The organism is Cupriavidus sp. 01L46 (assembly GCF_056399905.1).
Genome location: NZ_JBFTSF010000028.1, coordinates 1 through 18,119, shown reverse-complemented (window position 1 = coordinate 18,119; position 18,119 = coordinate 1). Strand labels below are relative to the sequence as shown.

Genomic DNA, 18,119 nt, shown 5'->3' with positions numbered 1-18,119 from the left:
TCAGAACGATCATGCAACTCAAAGACCCCACCCTGCTACGCTCGCAAGCGTTTATCGGCGGCCAGTGGCAGAACGCCGACAGCGGCGCCACCTTCCCCGTGACCAACCCCGCCGACGGTTCGCTGATCGGCACCGTGCCGCTGATGGGCGCGGCGGAAACCACCCGCGCCATCGAGGCGGCCCGCGTGGCGCAGGCCGCATGGCGCCGCAAGACGGCCCGCGAGCGTGCCCAGGTGCTGCGCGCCTGGTACGACCTGATGCTGGCCAATGCCGACGACCTGGCCATGCTGATGACCACCGAGCAAGGCAAGCCGCTGGCCGAGGCGCGCGGGGAAGCCGTCTACGCCGCCTCTTTCCTGGAATGGTTCGCCGAGGAAGCCAAGCGCGTCCACGGCGACGTGCTGGCCACGCCCGCGTCCGACAAGCGCCTGCTGGTGGTCAAGGAACCGGTTGGCGTGTGCGCGGCCATCACGCCGTGGAACTTCCCGCTGGCCATGATCACGCGCAAGGCGGGCCCGGCGCTGGCGGCGGGTTGCGCCATGGTGCTCAAGCCGGCTGAAGACACACCGCTGTCGGCGCTTGCGCTGGCGCTGCTGGCCGAACGCGCGGGCTTGCCCGCTGGCCTGCTGAGCGTGGTGACGGGCGACGCTGCCAGCTCGATCGAGATCGGCGGCGAGCTGACCGGCAGCCCGGTGGTGCGCAAGCTCAGCTTTACCGGCTCCACGGAAGTCGGCCGCATCCTGATGCGCCAGTCGGCGCCCACCATCAAGAAGCTGTCGCTGGAACTCGGCGGCAACGCGCCCTTCATCGTGTTCGACGACGCGGACCTGGACGCCGCCGTGGAAGGGGCCATGGCCTCCAAGTACCGCAACGCCGGCCAGACCTGCGTCTGCGCCAACCGCCTCTACGTGCATGACAAGGTGTACGACGCCTTCGCCGAAAAGCTGGTCGCCGCGGTGAACAAGCTCAAGGTTGGCCACGGCCTGGAACCCGGCGTACTGCAAGGCCCGCTGATCAATGAAGACGCGGTCGCCAAGGTGGAGCAGCACATTGCCGATGCACTGGGCAAAGGCGCGCGCGTACTCACGGGCGGCAAGCGCCACAGCCTGGGCGGCACGTTCTTCGAGCCCACCGTGCTGGCCGGCGTCACGCCGGACATGGTGGTGGCCAAACAGGAAACCTTCGGCMCGCTCGCGCCGCTGTTCCGCTTCACCAGCGACGAGGAAGTGGTCAACATGGCCAACGATACCGAGTTCGGCCTGGCCTCGTACTTCTTCAGCCGCGACATCGGCCGCATCTGGCGCGTGGCCGAGGCGCTGGAGTACGGCATGGTGGGCATCAATACCGGCCTGATCTCCAACGAGGTGGCGCCTTTCGGTGGCGTCAAGCAATCCGGCCTGGGCCGCGAAGGCTCCTCGTACGGCATCGAGGAATACCTGGAGGTCAAGTACCTCTGCATGGGCGGCGTGGACCGCTAAGCCCTCAGCCCAACGCAACGCGTTTTCAGGAGAAACCGCCATGAGCAGACCCCAGGCCGTACCCACCGTGCAGGTCGACAATGATCGCGTGGTCGTCACCGAGTGGCGCTTTGCGCCGGGCGCGCAGACCGGGCATCACCGCCACGGCTACGACTACGTGGTGGTGCCGATGACCACCGGCGCGCTGCGGCTGGAGACGCCGGCCGGCGAAGTCGTCAGCCAGCTCGTGGCGGGCCACGCCTATTACCGCGGCGCGGGCGTCGAGCACAACGTGATCAACGCGCACGAAGGCGACTGCGTGTTCGTGGAAATCGAGATCAAGCCAGTTGCGCCGCCTCCCGCAGCCGGGAAACCGTGAGTCTCACCAAAAGAAATCATGCGCGCCTTCTTCTCGGATGACCAACTGCTGCACCAGCCCCGCCAGTTCATGCGTGCGGGCCGCCTGTGCGAACCCACCGACGTGCCCGCCCGGGCCCACGCGCTGCAACGCGCGCTGGCCGGGCGCGGCATCACGCTGGCTGAGCCGGCCGACTTTGGCCGCGCGCCGCTGGAGGCCGTGCATAGCCCGGCGTATCTGGATTTTCTTGGCTATGCGTACGAGCGCTGGATGGCGCTGGCGCGGCCCGGGTTCGAGCCGGGCATCGAAGTGCTGCCCAATCTTTCGCCCTACTACAACGGCCGCGTGGACCAGCCGCGCCGCGTGCCATGCCCGACGGATTCCATCATTGCCCAGGCCGGCTATTACCTCGGCGACCTGAGCGCGCCGCTCGGGCCGCAGAGCTGGCGCTCCATCCTGCGCTCCGCGCACAGCGCCGTGGCGGCCGCGCAGTACGTGTGCGAGCAGCAAGACCGGCAAGGCATCGCCTACTCGCTGTCGCGCCCGTCCGGCCACCATGCGCACAGCGACCGCGCGGTGGGCTTTTGCTACGTCAACAACTCAGCCATCGCCGCAGAGACCTTGCTCAATCGCTTCAACAAGGTGGCGGTGCTCGACGTGGACGCACACCATGGCGATGGCACGCAGCAGATCTTCTACCAGCGCTCCGACGTGATGACGATCTCCCTGCACGCCGACCCGAGCGCGTACTACCCCTTCTATACCGGCTATGCCGTTGAGCGCGGCTATGGCGCGGGCTACGGCTACAACCTGAACTTTCCGTTGCCGCATGGCACCGAGGACGCCGGCTTCCTCGGCGCGCTCGACAACGCGCTCGATGCCCTGCGCGACTACCGTCCGCAGGCACTGGTGCTGGCACTGGGCTTCGACACCTACATCCACGATCCCATCAGCGTGCTGCGCGTGGGGCTGGACGCCTATCGCGGCATTGGCGAGCGCGTCAATGCGCTCGGCGTGCCCACCGTGGTGGTGCAGGAAGGCGGCTATGAGGTCGAGGCCATCGGTCCGGCGCTCGATTCCTTCTTGTCGGGCCTCGTGCCCGCCATGGCCTGAGCCACGTGCCGCAACTCTTGCGCTACCCGATTTCGCTTGAACAAGGAGAGCCGACATGACGACACTGAAGATCGATGGCGACCGCCTGTGGCAGTCGTTGATGGCATTGGCGCGCATCGGCGCCACGCCGCGCGGCGGCAATGCGCGCCTGGCGCTCACCGCGCTCGACGGCCAGGGGCGCGACCTGGTCACGGGCTGGATGCGCGACGCCGGCCTTACCGTCACGGTTGACAAGGTCGGCAATATTTTCGGCCGCCGCGCGGGGCGCAACGACAGCCTGCCGCCCGTGATGACCGGCAGTCATATCGATACGCAGCCMACGGGCGGCAAGTTCGACGGCTGCTTTGGCGTGCTGGCCGGGCTGGAAGTCATGCGTACCCTGAACGAGCAGGGCGTGCAGACCGAGGCGCCGCTGGAACTGGCAATCTGGACCAACGAGGAAGGCACGCGCTTCGTGCCGGTGATGATGGGCTCGGGCGTGTTCGCCGGCATCTTCCCGCTGCAGACCGCGCTCGATGCGACCGACACCGACGGCAAGCGCGTGGACGATGAACTGCGTGCCATCGGCTACGCCGGCAGCGCCGAAGTGGGCGGTCGCGAGATTGGCGCGTATTTCGAGGCGCATATCGAGCAGGGCCCGGTGCTGGAGGACGCCGAAAACGTGATCGGCGTGGTGACCGGCTCGCTTGGCCTGCGCTGGTACGACGTGACCGTGACCGGCATGGAGGCCCATGCCGGCCCCACACCGATGCCGCTGCGCCGGGATGCGCTGTATGGCGCGTCATTCATCCTGCAGGAGGTGGTGCGCATTGCGCACGATTTCGCGCCGCACGGGCGCGGCACGGTCGGCGTGCTCGATGTCCATCCGGCCTCGCGCAATGTGATTCCCGGCACGGTGAAGTTCACGGTGGACCTGCGCCACCAGGACGCCGGCAAGCTGGCCGAGATGGACGCCCGCCTGCGCGCGGCCTGCGACGCGCTCGCGCAAGGCAAGACCACCGGCAACCCGCTCGGCGTGCGGATCGAAGACGTGCAGTATTTCCCGCCCACGCCGTTCGCGCCGGAACTGGTGGGCCACGTGCGCCAGCAGGCGGCGGCGCTAGGCTACACACACCAGGACATCGTCACCGGCGCCGGACATGACGCGGTGTACATCGCCACGGTGGCCCCCACCGCCATGATCTTTGTCCCTTGCAAGGACGGCATCAGCCACAACGAAGTGGAAGACGCCAAGCCCGAGCACCTGGAAGCCGGCGCCAATGTGCTGCTGGGCGCGATGGTGGCACAGGCTGGTGGCGTGAGCGGCTGAGCGCCCGAGCACCCGATTGGCGACGGTTCTGGCGCCGCGCCGGGTCAGTCCAAACCAGTGCGCCGCGCAAGCAGGATGCACCGCGGCGCGAAGCGCGGCCAACCATCGTGGTGCGCTAGCCAACCCAACACCACCGTAACGGCGGGGGCTGCCCCGTCGCGTCCGCGCGCACCCGGATGCCGTCGCGGGCCAGATGGCACAGCACTTGCAATTCAAGCGCATCGCCCGTCGCTGCCACCACGACGGTTCACTTCTTCACTTCTTCATTTCCAGAAGCAAGGAATCCCATGTCCTTCCGTTTGCTCCAACACCGCACCGGCGCCATCGCGCTGGCGGCCATGCTGGCCACCGGCCTGGTTGCCGCTTCCCCTGCATCGGCGCAAGCCACGCACGACTGGCCCACCCAACCCGTGCGCATCGTCGTGCCGTTCCAGGCCGGCTCCGCCACCGATCTCATCACGCGCCAGCTCGGCATCGGGCTGGGCCGCGAGTACGGCCAGACCTTCGTCGTGGAAAACCGGCCAGGCGCCGCGGCCATGATCGGCAGCGAGGCAGCCGCGCGCGCGCCTGGAGACGGCTACACCTTGCTGATGTCGGGACCCGCTTCCATGGTGACCAACCGCTTCCTCTACAAGAAGCTCAGCTACGATCCAGACGCCTTCGAGAAGGTCGCGGTGGTGGCCATCACGCCGAACATCCTGCTGGCCAGCCCTGGCCTGCCCTTCAAGACGCTGCCGGAAATGATCGCTTACGCCAAGGCCAATCCAGGCAAGCTGACCTATGCGTCGTTTGGCGCGGGCACCACGTCGCATATGGCAGGCGAGATGCTCAAGGCGCTGGCCGGCATCGATATCGTCCATGTGCCGTACAAAGGCGCGGGCGAAGCGATTCCCGCTTTGCTGTCCGGGCAGGTGTCGATGTACTTCGACACCATCATGACGGGCTTGCCGTATGTGAAGGCGGGCAAGCTGCKCGCGCTGGGTGTTTCCAATGCCAGGCGCTCGCCGATGGCGCCGGATATTCCCACGATTGCCGAGCAGGGCTATCCGGGCTTCGATATTGCGCCCTGGTACGGGATTGTCGCGCCGAAAGGCACGCCGGCCGAGGTGGTGGCCAAGTTGAATGTCTCGATCAACAAACTGCTCAAGGACCAGGGGTTTCGCGAGAAGCTCGCCGCAACCGGCGCGGAACCGCGCGGCGGTTCGGTGGCCGATTTCAACGCCATGGTAGGCGCGGAAATCCCGCGCACGGAGAAGCTGGTGAAGCAGTCGGGGATCAGCCTGCAGTAAGGCCAGTGGGGCAGCCAGCGCAAGGCAAGAAAGCACCCGGCGAACCGGGTGCTTCAATTCGCCGACAAAGCCGGATCTGCGTTGTTGTGCTCTCCTTTCCCACGCGGCGCCTGCGTGCTGGACAACACCACGGGCTTCGCTTCAAAGTGGCTCCTAGCTGATGGCGAGCGGATTTGGCCCGTCCGGCGGCTTCGGCCCGCTACATCATGTGGCGTGAAAAGCGCCCGTGTTCGGCGCCGACCATCAGGTCCGCGAACTGTTCGCTGCTCATGTGCACGAGTTGCTGGTGATCGCCAGCTTCGAAGAACACTTCGGGCTGGGCCAGCAGGGCTTCGTCGAGGTAGGTGTGCATGCCGTAGGCCATGGCTACCGGCGGGATGGCGCCCAGGTCGCAATCCTTGAAGACTTCGCGGATCTCGTCTTCGTGGGCCAGCACCAGCGTGCGGCCGGATTGCGCGCAGATGGCTGCCAGGTTCAGGTGATGGCTGGACGGGATCACGGCGGCTACGTAGCCGATGTCATCCTCCAGCAACAGGGTCTTGGCCAGGCGATCTCCGGGAACGTGCGCTGCCTCCGCAGTGGCCATGCTGCTGAGGGTGTAGGGATGGCGGATGGTGTCGAAACGGCTGTTCCTGCTGTTGAGGCAATTTGCCAGGGTGGTAGCCAAGGCCATGATGCGTCTCCTTCGCTGTACGTTGCGCTCAGGGCCGCGACGGACCCTTGCGCTTCCTACTATAGACGGTGCCCCTGGCGCCGGGGTGCCATGCGTAGCGCGTCATGCCTCGTCGTGCGCATCCATGGGGGGTACCCGGCGCGGTTGTGGCCACAGGGCCTGCAGCTCGGTCTTGAGGAAGTTCAGCAGGTAGCGCGTGGCCATGGTCTGGTAGCGGTTGGGCATGGTCAGCATATAGAGGCGGCTGCCGAACACGCTGATGTGGTAATCCGCCAGCACGGGCAGCAGGGTGCCAGCGTCGAGTTCCGCGCCGATGGCATAGAGCGGGAAGATGCCCAGGCCCAGGTCGCCCAGCACGCCGTCCTTCAGGAAGGCGAAATTCTCCGAGCTCAGCGTGGGTTCCAGCGCCACTTGCTCGCGCACGGCGTCGCTGCCCGTGCCGCGCGTGCCGAAGGCCTTGAGCTTCTGGCCGATGGGCGAGGCGCAGACGATGGCGTGGTCCTTGAGATCGGCCAGGTCGCGCAGGGGCGGCTGCGTGGCCAGGTAGCCGGGAGACCCGCACACCACCCACTCGACCGCGCCGATCTCGGTCGCCACCACCGAGTCCGGCGGCGTGGAGATGATGCGCAGCGCCACCTCCACGTCTTCGGACACCAGGTTGTGGATGCGGTTGTCGAACACCACATCGAGGGTGATGTCGGGGTAACGGTGCTTGAACTTCACCAGCAGCGGCGAGAGCATCGAGTGCCCCAGCCCGGTAGGCACCGACAAGCGCACATGGCCTTGCAGGCTCTTGCCCATGCTGTTGATCAGCGCGTTGGCCGCCGCCACTTCACCGAGGATGTTGCGCCCGTGCTCGTAGAGGCCGGCGCCCACCGGCGTGGGCTCGACGTGCCGGGTGGTCCGGCGCAGCAGCTGCACGCCCAGCGCTTCTTCCAGCGCCTTCAGGTGGTAGCTCACATTGGCGCGGGTCATCTTGAGCTTGCGGGCGGCAGCCGAGAGGTTGCCGGCGTCGACGATGTCCACGAACAGGCGTAAGGCGTTCAGGTCCATTTGGTGGCTTGGTCTTGTCCGGGTGAAAGCGTGCTGGGGTTGACGGGCATGGCGAACAGTTTATCAAGCCGCCGCGCGTCCATTGCGTGAACCAGCAATGCTGGCCGTTCCTGGTGGGCACGCCATCTAAAGACGGACAAGCCAAGACAACGGGTTTGCGTCAAAGGTCAATGCGCAAAGGATCGCACCGAGGCATTCTACTTACGTCCCCGTATGCCCCTGATGTCCTCTTATGCCCCCTTATGTCGAGATGATGATTTTCGTAAGAGCGGCTTTATCCAGTCCGGGGCAAGCGGATTGCCACTACGGTTCAGCGCGTAAAGCGCGATGCCTGCCGCCAGCAAGGCGCGGCGCGTGGGCGCATAGCCCGCGTGCGCGGCGCTCACATCGGTGGCCGCCAACGACCTGGCGCACCACCGGGCCGCCGGCAAGCACATCGAGATCGCTGAAATCCGCCGCCGAAGCGGCGGAACTCGCGCGGTGCTATCGGCGTCTCAGCCATTGCCTCCGGACTGTGCGACATAGCGTTTCCCCCGATATTGGCGTCGCCAGCTCTCTTTGGAATGGCGCGCTTTGCACGGTATCACCGGCCCGGTCCGTCGGGAAAGGAGAAATCCATACGGTCTTTCCGTGCAATGCGGTCCGGCGCCTATTGGAATGACAGTGAACAGTTAACACTTGATTCCGCAAGCGCGAATGCAGCGTATCAAACGCCGTGCCGGAGCCGGTCCGCCGGGGCTTGCATCGCGCTAGCGGATTGCCATTTCCTGTTTTTGAATGATGGATGGGGCTTGAATGCCAGGCATCAAGGTCAGGATCGAGTCTAGGCGTGGATGCATGCGAGCTTGCGCCAAAAAGTGGATATTGCTTAGCTTTCGGCCTATGCGTTTATCTGGTTCGGGGGCAGCTACGGGAAAGCCGGGCGCGCTCTGACAGGCTTTTTTATCACATTGTCTGTACATTTTTCGTGGCAGAACGGGAATTGCGGCTTCCATGCATGCGGGGTGATGTCCTTTCAGGAACCTTTCGGGACGTGGTTCTATTGCGTCATCGCACTGCCGGGTGAATGCGCCGTTAGGGCGCATACCAATGGGGGGATCCAATGGCGTCGATGTGGCATGGCAGAGAAAACCGGCATATAGGGTAATACCTGAACCCGCATTGCGATCCGGAATGCGGACGCTCTGGCGTCCAATCGCACCCGCATTGGGCGTGTCCACGGCGTTTTCAATTCTTGTGCAAATTTGGTMGGTTGTATCAACTTCTTACGCGATTGGATTTTCTTTAATCAAACGTGGTAGGCTATGCCAGCAAATTTTCCCCTATCATTGAATTAACACCGCTCCAGGAGAATCAAAATGGCAACTTACAAGCAGCTGATTGCAGAGAAGGAAGCGCTCGAAGCAAAGCTGGCCGAGATGCGTGCCAGCGAAGTGGCGGGCGTTATTGCGCAGATCCAGGGCCTGATGGCGGAATATGAGCTGACGGCCGACGACATCGCCCCGAAGCGCCGCCGGGGCCGCCCGGCTGCCAGCGCGAATGGCGCCGCGGCCAAGCCCAAGTCCAGCCTGCCCGCGAAGTATCGCGATCCCAAGACTGGCGCCACCTGGACCGGCCGTGGCCGCGCACCGGGTTGGCTGGGTAAGAACCGTGCCCGCTTCCTGATCGCCGAAGCCTGATCGCATTGCTGTCTCATTGACGCAGTGGCGCCGGCCCCGCCGGCGCTAGCTTCCCCTTTGCGGGCACTGCGGTAAGCCATTGGCCGAGCCTTGCGCCAGGCCAATGGCGCCCCTCACCAAATTCCCCCCCCAGCCCCGATATGAAAAAAGCGCTGCTTTCCGCGTTGCTGCTTTGCTCGTCTTTTGCCGCGCAGGCGGATGAGAAATTGTTGTCAAAGCAATACGGGGCCTGCATGGATCGTCCGGATGTCACTACCGCCGGCATGCACGACTGCATCGCGGCGGAGACGGCGCGGCAGGATAAATCGCTGAATGCCGCTTATAAAAGCCTTCAACAGGCATTGTCGCCCGCCAGGAAAGCAAAATTGCTCGACGCCCAGCGCGCTTGGCTGAAGTTCCGGGACGCCAATTGCAGCTTCCAGGCCGATCCCGATGGCGGCACGATCGCCGGTGTCAACGCCTCCGCCTGCTTGATGCAGATGACGGCGGACCGGGCGCGGGAGCTTAGCGATTTCGCCGCCGAAGCGGCAGGGCGCTAGCCGGCAGGAGGCCAGCGGCACCCAGGAATATGCCTTTTTGTGCTCTTATCCAGATTGTCAAAAAGAATTATCCATTCTGTTAAAAACATGTGGGATTGTCAAAACCAGGTGACGGCGTACCATGTCGGGCACATCGTTGCTTGGTTTGACCGGAGATCCCCATGAGCCTGGATGCAGAATCCTTTTCGCTGCTGCGCGCGTCGGTGCAGCGTTTCATCGACGAACGCCTGAAGCCGGCGGAAGACACGCTCGAGGAAACCGACGATGTGCCGGCGGACATCGTTGCCGACATGAAGGAGATGGGCCTGTTCGGGATTTCCATCCCTGAGAACTACGGTGGCATCGGCCTGTCGATGTCGCAGGAATGCGACGTGGTGTACGACCTTGGCCACACAGCCTTTGCCTTCCGCTCGGTCTTCGGCACCAATGTCGGCATCGGCTCGCAGGGCATCCTGATGGACGGCACCGAGGCGCAAAAGCAGGAATACCTGCCGAAGATCGCCAGCGGCGAACTGGTGATCTCGTTCGCGCTGACCGAGCCCAATGCCGGCTCCGATGCGGCTTCGCTGCAGACCAAGGCCGAGCTCGACGGCGATCACTACATCATCAACGGCACCAAGCGCTTCATCACCAACGCACCGCGCGCGGGCGCCTTCACGCTGATGGCGCGCACCGGCGGTGCCGGCGCTTCGGGCATCTCCTCGTTCATCGTGCCGGCCAACACCCCGGGCATTTCGCTTGGCAAGCCGGACAAGAAGATGGGCCAGCGCGGCACCAAGACCTGCGACGTGGTGCTGGAAAACGTGCGCGTGCCGGCGGCCAACATCATCGGCGGCGTGCCCGGCGTTGGCTTCAAGACTGCCATGAAGGTGCTCGACCGCGGTCGCCTGCACATCTCGGCGCTGGCCTGCGGCATGGCGCACCGCCTGATTACCGATGCCGTGGCCTATGCCAAGGAGCGCAAGCAGTTCGGCCAGCCGATCGGCGATTTCCAGCTGATCCAGGCCATGCTGGCCGATAGCCAGGCCGAACTGTACGCCGGCTTGTCGATGGTGCGCGATTGCGCCCAGCGCTACGACGCCAAGACGCCGGGCAAGAGCGATCCGGAAGTCAGCATGCTGGCCTCCTGCACCAAGATGTTCTGCACCGAGATGGTGGGCCGCGTGGCCGACCGCGCCGTGCAGATCCATGGCGGCGCCGGTTATATCGCTGAGTACAAGGCAGAGCGTTTCTATCGCGACGTGCGCCTGCTGCGCCTGTATGAAGGCACCACGCAGATCCAGCAGCTGATCATCGCCAAGCAGCTGCTGCGCGACTGATCGGAGGGCGCGGATGCCTGCCGGCACGGCCGGCGGGCTCCGCGAGAGGGCCCGTGCCGCATTAGTGCCACTTGTGGGCAGCGTGCATCGGCCCGGCCAATGGACGCGCGCAACGCAATGTCCTGTTGTCTCAACGGAGGCTGCCCCGATGGCTATTGCCGCTCTCAAGGTTCCCGTTCGCTACGCCGGTTTTCCGTCCATGCGTGCCCCTTGCCGCCTCGACGCCGCACCCTCGCAAGCGGCGCCCGGCAACGACCACGCGGGCCCGGATAGCACCGCTCCTTGCTACCCGATCATCGAAGCGCTGATGGCCCGCGCCGCGCGGCCCGCCTACACGCCGCTGGACTGCATCCGCCTGGCGCTCGATGCCGCCAGCGCGCTGGGCCGCGACGATCCGGTTTCCTCGGTCCAGCCAACCCGCCTGCAAAGCTTCGATGGCGCGCTGTATCGCACCGGCACGGGCGCCTGGACCATTCTCTATAGCGATAGCCTGGCAGCGCCGGATGTGCGCTTCATGATTGCGTACCTGCTAGGCCGCCAGCTTCTGGGTGGCAGCGAGCTGGACTACGTGGAATGCACCAATGCCGAGCTGATGGCCATGCCGGACGACGAATCGGCCGGCGGGCTCGCCTATGCCCTTGCCAGCCGGCTGCTGATGCCGCTCAATGCCTGCCGCCTGGCCTTGCCCGGCGCGGTGGACCTCGACGTGCTGGACGCGCTGGCCGAGCGCCTCTGCCTGCCGGTGCATCACGTGGCGCGGCGCTGGCTGTCCTATACCTCGCACAAGGCCGTGCTGACGCTCAAGCGCGATGGCGCTGTGTTGGGCATGTGGGCGAGCGAGACGGCGTTCGGGCTGCGGGCCGATGACCTCGGCGGTGGCGCGGGCGTGCGCACGGCGTCGCAAGCACTGTTGCTTGGCGACGGCGTGGGCATCGAGCTGGCCGTGGGCCCCAGGCACGTGGCAAGCCGGGCGGCCGCGCGCCAGCGCGCTGCCTTTCCCATCTGACGCGTTGGCGCGTCAGTGCTCGTGGTGCAGGTACTTGGCCTGCCGCGGCAGCCGGAAGCTGACCAGGAACACGATCACCATCATAGCCGTCACGTACCAGTAGAAGCTGGATTCGTGGCCCAGCGATTTCAGGTCCAGCGCGACATATTCGGCCGAGCCGCCAAAGATCGCATTGGCCACGGCATAGGCCAGCCCCACCCCCAGCGCCCGGATCTCGGTCGGGAACATCTCGGCCTTCACGATGCCGCTGATGGAGGTGTAGAGGCTCACGATGGCCAGCGCCAGGGAGATCAGCACGAAGGCGACAAAGGGGCTCTTCACGCTCCCGAGCGTCGTCAGGATCGGAACCGTGCCCAGCGCGCCGAGCGCGCCGAACAGCAGCATATTGTTGCGCCGCCCGATGCGGTCCGACAGCGCGCCAAAGAACGGCTGCATGCACATGTAGAGGAACAGGCAGCCAGTCATCACGTAGCTGGCTGTCTTGATCGACATGCCGGCCGAGTTGACCAGGTACTTCTGCATATACGTGGTGAAGGTATAAAAGATCAGCGAGCCGCCCGCGGTGTAGCCAAGCACGGTGAAGAAGGCTGCCTTGTGGTTGCGGAACAGCTCCGTCAGCGTGCCGGCCTCCTTGCTCGCCCGGGTGGCGGCGGAGGTCGTTTCATGCAGGGTGCGGCGCAGGAACAGCGCCACGACCGCCGTGACGGCGCCGATCACGAACGGGATGCGCCAGCCCCACGCTTTGAGCTCAGCCTCGTCGAGGAACTGCTGCAGCACCACCACCACGAGCACTGCCAGCAACTGGCCGCCGATCAGCGTGACATACTGGAACGAGGAGAAAAATCCCCGCTGGCCCTTGAGCGCCACCTCGCTCATATAGGTGGCGGTGGTGCCGTATTCGCCGCCGACGGACAGTCCCTGCAGCAGCCGCGCGACCAGCAGCAGCGCCGGCGCCCAGGCGCCAATGCTGTTGTAGGTAGGCAGGCTGGCGATCAGCAGCGAGCCGCAGCACATCATCGTCACCGAGATCAGCAGCGAATTCTTGCGGCCATGCCGGTCGGCAAGCCGCCCGAACAGCCACCCGCCAATCGGCCGCATCAGGAAGCCCGCGGCAAATACGCCGGCGGTGTTCAGCAATTGCGCAGTGGGATCGGATTTGGGGAAGAAGGACCCCGCGAAGTAAATGGCGCAGAACGCGTAGACGTAAAAGTCGAACCACTCGACGAGATTGCCGGAAGACGCGGCCACGATCGCGTAGATGCGCTTGCGCTTTTCCTCGGCGCTCGGCGGCGCATCGACAAGGGGGGCGGACAGGTCGGTCATGGTTTGTCTCTTCCTTTCGGCATGTCGCCCACGCTAACAGGCCGTGGTGCGAGATCGGCACGCAGGATTCCAGTGTAGTGCGGTTGCGCCGTGATGACGGCACAGGGTGACCTGCCTTGCACTACTTGGGGGGGGCGGAAGGGAATGGCTGGCGAGGAGGTTCGCTGCCCGTACCGGCGGGTGCCGGCCGAAAAACGCGTCTGGCCGCATCGCGCGGCAGGGCTGGCGCCGTGGGTCGCGGCAGCGGCGAGGCGATTGGCCAGGTCCGCTGCGTTTGACGTGAATAACGCCTATTACTGTGTCTTGCTGGGTATTGCCACGTTTTGTCTGCGTTACTGCGCTTCTTGCGGCCAGACTCCGTCCACATCCCTTAACAGATGGCCTGCCAGGATGTAGTCGCCCAGTCGGGTCGCCTTGGCTTCGAGATCGAGCAGTTCATGGTCGGCAAGCGTGCCGAGATCAAACTGGCAATACAGATTGCGCTGCCTGAAGGTGGTCTTGGTCTTAGCCAGCCCTTCGATCAGGGCTTCGCGCGAATGGACAGCAATGCTCTCCTGTCCGCGGTATTGCACTTTGATGCCGCGTTTCTCTCCGAGCCGGCCGAGTTCGACGGCGTCCTGCCATCCGGTTTCATAGTCCAGCTCAAGCGCCAGCACATCTTTCGATGCGAGAAGCCGAAGCGCTTCTGCTTTGCTGCTAGCTCGCACTATTGACATCCACACCTCTTATATCGTCTTATACTGTACGAATATACAGTCAACGCGTCATTGCGGCAAGGGGTTGCCCCCAAGCCGATGGGACTACTGCGCCAGCGGCGTCTTGCACCGCCCTGCGCCGCCACTATTTTCCTCCAGTATTGCCCTTTAGGGGACGGCCACGGCATCGTTTGCCTGCCTGCCCGCCTTTATCGTCGCCTTTATCGTTGTTATCGTCGCCCCGRCATCTTGCGCTGCCGTGACAGAAAAATCTCCCGCATACACATGCACCACCCGCGCCGGATCCAGGTGCTTGCGGATGGCCGCGTTGACCTGTTCGACGGACGCCGTGGCGATACCTTGCTCGTATTCCGTGACAAAGCGCATCGTGCGTCCCAGAAATAGCTGGCTGGCAAGCGTGCCGGCCAACGTGGAATCGCTGGTGCGGGCCAGCGTGCCTTGCTGCAGCAGCCCACTCCTGGCTTGTGCCAGCTCCTCCGGCGTGATGCCGGCGGCTGCCAGCCGCGACAGTTCTTCTTCCACGCCACGCTTTAGCTTGCCCAGGTTCTGCGGCGCATAAAGCGCTTGCATGCCGAAGCGCCCGTTGGTGTCGAGCGCGCCCACCTGAACGAAACTGCCGACACTGTAACTGATGCCGTCGTGTTGGCGCAGGCGATCCGCCAGCCGGCTCTTGAGCGCGCTTCCGCCGAACACGCGATTGGCGATCACCAGGGCCGGATATTCCGGTGCGTCGCTGGTCAGCGCGACCGGCAGCGCGGCCAGGTAGATGGCATTGGCCTTGTCCGGTGTCTGGCGGGCCAGGCGGGCCGGTGCCAGCGGCACAAAGGGGCGTTCGATGCGGGCATAGGGCACCTGGGCTTGCCAGTCGCCGAACAGCGTGGCCAGTTGCGCCTGCACCGCCTGGCGGTCGAAGTCGCCGACCAGCGCGGCCTGGCCGTGGCTCGCGCCGTAGAAGCGTGTGTGGAAGGCGCGCAGGTCGGCCAGTTGCACTTGCCGCAGCGCCGCGATGTCCTCCTGCGGGGTGCCGACATAGCGCGGATCCCCCGATGGGTAGGGATTGCCGTAACGGCCGAGCACATTCGACGCGATCGCCTCGGGCTGGCCCAGGCCGCTCTCGATGCCGGCGATGGCGTTGGCGCGCAGCGTCTCGAACTCTGCGGCGGGCAGGCTGGGCTCGCGCAGGATGTCGCGCAGCAGCGCGAGCGTGTCGGCCAGCGTTTCGCGGCGCGCTTCAAAGCGCACAGTGACCGCCTCGGCATCGCCCTGGACCGACACCACGGCCTTGAGCGCGGACAGGCGGTCGGCGATTTGCTGCCGCTCAAGGCGGACGGTGCCGCGCATCAGCATGGCGGCGGTGAGGCTGCCCACGGCGTCCTGGCCTTGCAGGCTGGTGACGTCGCCCATGCGCAGGATCAGCGTGCCGTTGACGGTCTGCCCGCGGCTGGGCTTGGGCAGCAGGGCGAACTGCATGCCGTTGGCCAGCATGCCGCGCAGCGTGTGCGCCTCGATATTGTCCGGGCTGGGATCAAAGGCTGCCACCGCGGCCTTGGGCGGCTTGCCCTGGTAGGCCGCCACCAGCGCGGCGACGTCCGGCGCCGCGGGCATGGTGGCCCGGGCCAGCGTCTCGGCCGGCGTGTCGCCGGGCATGTCGATGGGAATGAAGCGGCCGAGCGTGCGGTTGCTGGCGCGCAGGTAGTTCTGCGCGACCCGTTGCAGGTCCGCCAGCGTGACGCGCTCGGCCTGCTGGCGTGCCACCAGCAGCAGGCGCCAGTCACCCTTGGCGATGGCCTCGGACAAGGCGATGGCGTAGCCGGAAGGATTCTCCAGCAGGCGCTCGTAGCTGTTGAGCAGGCGCGTGCGGGCGCGGTCCAGTTCCACCTGCGTCACTGGCCGGGCGGCAAAGCCCTCCACCTGCGCCACCAGCACCTGGCGCGCGGCTTCGAGATCCTGCGTCTTGCTCAGCCCGGCGGCGAACAGCACCGAGCCGGGATCCTTCATGCCCGATACCGAGCCAGACTGCCAACTGGCTTTGCCGCTCTCGACCAGCGCCTTGTACAGGCGGCCGCCCGAGCCATCGGTCAGGATATCGGCGAGCAGCTGCAGGGCCACCGTATCCGGATGCGCGCCCGGCGTGATGTGATACTGCACCGCGACCAGTTGCGAGTCGCCGACACGGCGCAGCGTGACCTCGCGCGCGCCCTCCTGCGGCGGCTCCACGGTGTACTGGACCGGCAGCGCACGCGTGGGCCGGGGGATCGCACCGAAGTATTTGCCGATGCGAGCGAGCGTGGCGGCCGCGTCGAACTTGCCCGCCACCACCAGCACCGCGTTATCGGGCTGGTAATAGCGGCGGTAGAAGTCCTGCAGGTTGCCGATGGCGACGTGCTCCACATCGCTGCGCGCGCCGATCGGCGCCTTGCCGTAGTTGTGCCAGCGGTAGGCGGCCGAGCGCATCTGCTGCATCAGCATGCCACCGGGATTGTTCTCGGCGCGCTCCATCTCGTTGCGCACCACCGTCATCTCGCTGTCGAGCGCCTCACGGGCGATAAAGCTGTTGACCATGCGGTCCGCTTCCATCTTCAACGCCCAGTCGAGATTTTCCTCGCTGGCCGTGAAGCTCTCGTAGTAGTTGGTGCGGTCGAAAGCGGTGGTGCCGTTGAACTGCATGCCGCGGCGCGTGAGCTCCTGCGCAATGGTGTTGCCCGGCAGTGCCGGCGTGCCCTTGAACAGCAGATGCTCGAGCAAGTGCGCCATGCCGGTCTCGCCATAGTTCTCATGGCGGCTGCCGACCAGGTAGGTCATGTTGACGGTGGTGACGGGCTGCGCAGCATCGGGCGCAAGCAGCACGCGCAGGCCGTTGGGCAGCCGGTACTCGGTAATGCCCTCCACACTGACGACTTCCGCCGGCGCCGCGCCGGGCAGCCTCGCGGCGGCGGGCGCCGGCGCCTGGGCCACGCCGGGCGCGGCGCTTGCGGATACGCTGAAAGCCAGGGCTAGCAGGAAGGAAAGGCGCTTGATGATGAGACGCATGCGAAATTCGAAGTCTGGATTAGCTCCCTTGTCGCGGAGATCTGAGCGATTCTGCGGGGCGCGGCAAGGCAGCGGTAAGGCTGGCCCGGTAGCCGATTCTAGCTGTTGCCGGGCCCGTAGCGGCATGTTGCTGCGCTTTTCAACCGGTGCACAGTGAATTTGGGAATTTTCCGCACCCTTCAAGCTGTGGCAGCCCACTTGCATCATCCATCGCCACTCTCGCCCTCCGGCTCATCCATCGCGGCGGCCAGTTCGCTCAACACCAGCGTCTCGTGCGCAAGCACGGCCACCAGCGAAAGCAGATGGGCCTGGGTCTCTTCACCAAGGTTGCAGAAGGTGCCGCCCGCCGCGTTCTCGAYGGCAACCGACAACAACGCATTGAGCTGCGCGGTGTTTTCGGCAGCRAGGCTTAGYGGGCTTTCGGATGGAGCATGCGCGGTCAGGAAGGTATCGCGGCCTGTGCGTTGSGCGGTGATGTTGTAGCGCGGGTAGTTATACATCGAGCATCCTCCATTGGGGTGCGCGCACGCGCTGGCAGATGATGGGGAGCTTGGGGGATGCGATTTGCCCGGAATGGGCGAATGAAGACTGGGGCATGGAGGTGCCTCCTCTGTCGGCGTACTTTGACACCGCTCCACGCTGCTAATCGGGGTGGGCGGGCGCAAGGCGGGGTTAGCAGACCGGGACAGAGAACCGGCGAGCCCGAAGGCTCCCCCGCCTAGGCCCGCCCATAAGGACGTGCAGAGGCACGACGGACGCAAAAACGCCGCCTGGTGGCGGCTGTCCGCCTCTGTCATCCGGGCTGCTAAACCCGGCCGCTGTGGTTGCAGCGACGAGCGAAGTATAGCGTCGCGCAATGCAGCCTAACCCAGCCGCAACAAAAAGTCACATCCACTACACCATTCAAGAAATATCCATCGCAGATTGAGATTTGTCTCATTGATTCCGATGAGGAATTACGCGCAAATGGGGGGCGAATTTGCGCACAAGACCAACTCGACGGTAACAATTTTTATAGCCGGTTCTAGCCGAAATTCGTACTTGTCCGATTGGCGCTGTTCAGGTTAAGCGTGGATAGCTGCTAGACTTTGGTCGTTGATATGACGAGAGCAGTCGATGAACGCCCGCCAGTTCAAGAGATTCCTGGAGTCGGTGACCAAGCTCACCGCCGGCCAGTTGGAGCAGGTACGAAGCGCGCTCTGGAGTCGGTGACCAAGCTCACCGCCGGCCAGTTGGAGCAGGTACGAAGCGCGCT

The 18,119-nt window shown here is 65.0% G+C and carries 17 protein-coding genes; 9 read left to right on the top strand and 8 right to left on the bottom strand.

Going from position 1 to position 18,119, the window contains the following annotated elements; genetic code table 11:
- Window positions 1-11: 11 nt before the first annotated feature.
- The 5 genes from AC1DS3_RS07590 to AC1DS3_RS07570 all read left to right on the top strand — a co-directional run bounded on the left by AC1DS3_RS07590 (window position 12) and on the right by AC1DS3_RS07570 (window position 5,526).
- Window positions 12-1,478, top strand: coding sequence for an NAD-dependent succinate-semialdehyde dehydrogenase (locus AC1DS3_RS07590; protein WP_477126941.1), 1,467 nt, complete (start codon window positions 12-14; stop codon window positions 1,476-1,478).
- Between the two features lie 40 nt (window positions 1,479-1,518).
- Window positions 1,519-1,836, top strand: a complete 318-nt coding sequence (locus AC1DS3_RS07585; protein WP_441632753.1) for a cupin domain-containing protein — start codon at window positions 1,519-1,521, stop codon at window positions 1,834-1,836.
- Between the two features lie 18 nt (window positions 1,837-1,854).
- A complete protein-coding gene (locus AC1DS3_RS07580; protein ID WP_441632755.1) occupies window positions 1,855-2,928 on the top strand; it encodes a histone deacetylase family protein in 1,074 nt (357 codons plus the stop codon).
- Between the two features lie 55 nt (window positions 2,929-2,983).
- Window positions 2,984-4,237, top strand: a complete 1,254-nt coding sequence (locus AC1DS3_RS07575) for a Zn-dependent hydrolase (protein WP_441632757.1) — start codon at window positions 2,984-2,986, stop codon at window positions 4,235-4,237.
- Between the two features lie 287 nt (window positions 4,238-4,524).
- Complete coding sequence (locus tag AC1DS3_RS07570) at window positions 4,525-5,526, top strand: Bug family tripartite tricarboxylate transporter substrate binding protein (RefSeq protein ID WP_477126940.1); 1,002 nt, start codon at window positions 4,525-4,527, stop codon at window positions 5,524-5,526.
- A gap of 199 nt (window positions 5,527-5,725) precedes the next feature.
- Here the strand turns inward: AC1DS3_RS07570 and AC1DS3_RS07565 are convergent, their stop codons facing one another.
- From AC1DS3_RS07565 to AC1DS3_RS07555, 3 genes are all read right to left on the bottom strand, one after another.
- Entirely contained in the window at window positions 5,726-6,199 is a 474-nt protein-coding gene (locus AC1DS3_RS07565) for an aminoacyl-tRNA deacylase (protein WP_441632760.1), read from the bottom strand.
- 102 nt (window positions 6,200-6,301) lie between these two features.
- Window positions 6,302-7,252, bottom strand: coding sequence for a LysR family transcriptional regulator (locus AC1DS3_RS07560; RefSeq protein WP_441632762.1), 951 nt, complete (start codon window positions 7,250-7,252; stop codon window positions 6,302-6,304).
- A gap of 749 nt (window positions 7,253-8,001) precedes the next feature.
- A complete protein-coding gene (locus AC1DS3_RS07555) occupies window positions 8,002-8,472 on the bottom strand; it encodes a hypothetical protein (RefSeq protein WP_441632764.1) in 471 nt (156 codons plus the stop codon).
- Between the two features lie 138 nt (window positions 8,473-8,610).
- Between AC1DS3_RS07555 and AC1DS3_RS07550 the strand changes: the two genes are divergently transcribed.
- The 4 genes from AC1DS3_RS07550 to AC1DS3_RS07535 all read left to right on the top strand — a co-directional run bounded on the left by AC1DS3_RS07550 (window position 8,611) and on the right by AC1DS3_RS07535 (window position 11,795).
- Window positions 8,611-8,931 (top strand): H-NS histone family protein, encoded by a 321-nt coding sequence (locus AC1DS3_RS07550; protein WP_441632766.1) that lies wholly within the window; start codon window positions 8,611-8,613, stop codon window positions 8,929-8,931.
- A 140-nt stretch (window positions 8,932-9,071) separates the two neighbouring features.
- Complete coding sequence (locus tag AC1DS3_RS07545) at window positions 9,072-9,470, top strand: lysozyme inhibitor LprI family protein (protein ID WP_441632768.1); 399 nt, start codon at window positions 9,072-9,074, stop codon at window positions 9,468-9,470.
- Window positions 9,471-9,631: 161 nt separating this feature from the next.
- Window positions 9,632-10,789, top strand: a complete 1,158-nt coding sequence (locus AC1DS3_RS07540; protein WP_150986502.1) for an acyl-CoA dehydrogenase family protein — start codon at window positions 9,632-9,634, stop codon at window positions 10,787-10,789.
- Between the two features lie 148 nt (window positions 10,790-10,937).
- Window positions 10,938-11,795, top strand: coding sequence for a hypothetical protein (locus tag AC1DS3_RS07535; RefSeq protein ID WP_441632770.1), 858 nt, complete (start codon window positions 10,938-10,940; stop codon window positions 11,793-11,795).
- Window positions 11,796-11,807: 12 nt separating this feature from the next.
- On the opposite strand, the gene AC1DS3_RS07530 is transcribed toward AC1DS3_RS07535, so the two are convergent.
- The 5 genes from AC1DS3_RS07530 to AC1DS3_RS07510 all read right to left on the bottom strand — a co-directional run.
- On the bottom strand, window positions 11,808-13,118 hold the full coding sequence (locus AC1DS3_RS07530; protein ID WP_441632772.1) for an MFS family transporter: 1,311 nt from the start codon (window positions 13,116-13,118) through the stop codon (window positions 11,808-11,810).
- Between the two features lie 332 nt (window positions 13,119-13,450).
- Window positions 13,451-13,834 (bottom strand): hypothetical protein, encoded by a 384-nt coding sequence (locus AC1DS3_RS07525; protein ID WP_006159736.1) that lies wholly within the window; start codon window positions 13,832-13,834, stop codon window positions 13,451-13,453.
- A gap of 147 nt (window positions 13,835-13,981) precedes the next feature.
- A complete protein-coding gene (locus AC1DS3_RS07520; protein ID WP_477126939.1) occupies window positions 13,982-16,864 on the bottom strand; it encodes a M16 family metallopeptidase in 2,883 nt (960 codons plus the stop codon).
- A 203-nt stretch (window positions 16,865-17,067) separates the two neighbouring features.
- The gene (locus tag AC1DS3_RS07515) at window positions 17,068-17,364 is read right to left on the bottom strand and encodes a hypothetical protein (protein WP_477126938.1); all 297 of its coding nucleotides are present in this window, start codon (window positions 17,362-17,364) and stop codon (window positions 17,068-17,070) included.
- A 564-nt stretch (window positions 17,365-17,928) separates the two neighbouring features.
- Window positions 17,929-18,119: hypothetical protein (locus AC1DS3_RS07510; protein ID WP_477126937.1), on the bottom strand; the 191-nt coding region annotated here is incomplete at its 5' end.

Bases quoted from the DNA above. Each gene is read 5' to 3' on its own strand.
- AC1DS3_RS07550 (WP_441632766.1), top strand. From the start codon at position 8,611: ATGGCAACTTACAAGCAGCTGATTGCAGAGAAGGAAGCGCTCGAAGCA.
- AC1DS3_RS07585 (WP_441632753.1), top strand. From the start codon at position 1,519: ATGAGCAGACCCCAGGCCGTACCCACCGTGCAGGTCGACAATGATCGC.
- AC1DS3_RS07565 (WP_441632760.1), bottom strand. From the start codon at position 6,199: ATGGCCTTGGCTACCACCCTGGCAAATTGCCTCAACAGCAGGAACAGC.
- AC1DS3_RS07545 (WP_441632768.1), top strand. From the start codon at position 9,072: ATGAAAAAAGCGCTGCTTTCCGCGTTGCTGCTTTGCTCGTCTTTTGCC.
- AC1DS3_RS07530 (WP_441632772.1), bottom strand. From the start codon at position 13,118: ATGACCGACCTGTCCGCCCCCCTTGTCGATGCGCCGCCGAGCGCCGAG.
- AC1DS3_RS07560 (WP_441632762.1), bottom strand. From the start codon at position 7,252: ATGGACCTGAACGCCTTACGCCTGTTCGTGGACATCGTCGACGCCGGC.
- AC1DS3_RS07580 (WP_441632755.1), top strand. From the start codon at position 1,855: ATGCGCGCCTTCTTCTCGGATGACCAACTGCTGCACCAGCCCCGCCAG.
- AC1DS3_RS07535 (WP_441632770.1), top strand. From the start codon at position 10,938: ATGGCTATTGCCGCTCTCAAGGTTCCCGTTCGCTACGCCGGTTTTCCG.
- AC1DS3_RS07525 (WP_006159736.1), bottom strand. From the start codon at position 13,834: ATGTCAATAGTGCGAGCTAGCAGCAAAGCAGAAGCGCTTCGGCTTCTC.
- AC1DS3_RS07540 (WP_150986502.1), top strand. From the start codon at position 9,632: ATGAGCCTGGATGCAGAATCCTTTTCGCTGCTGCGCGCGTCGGTGCAG.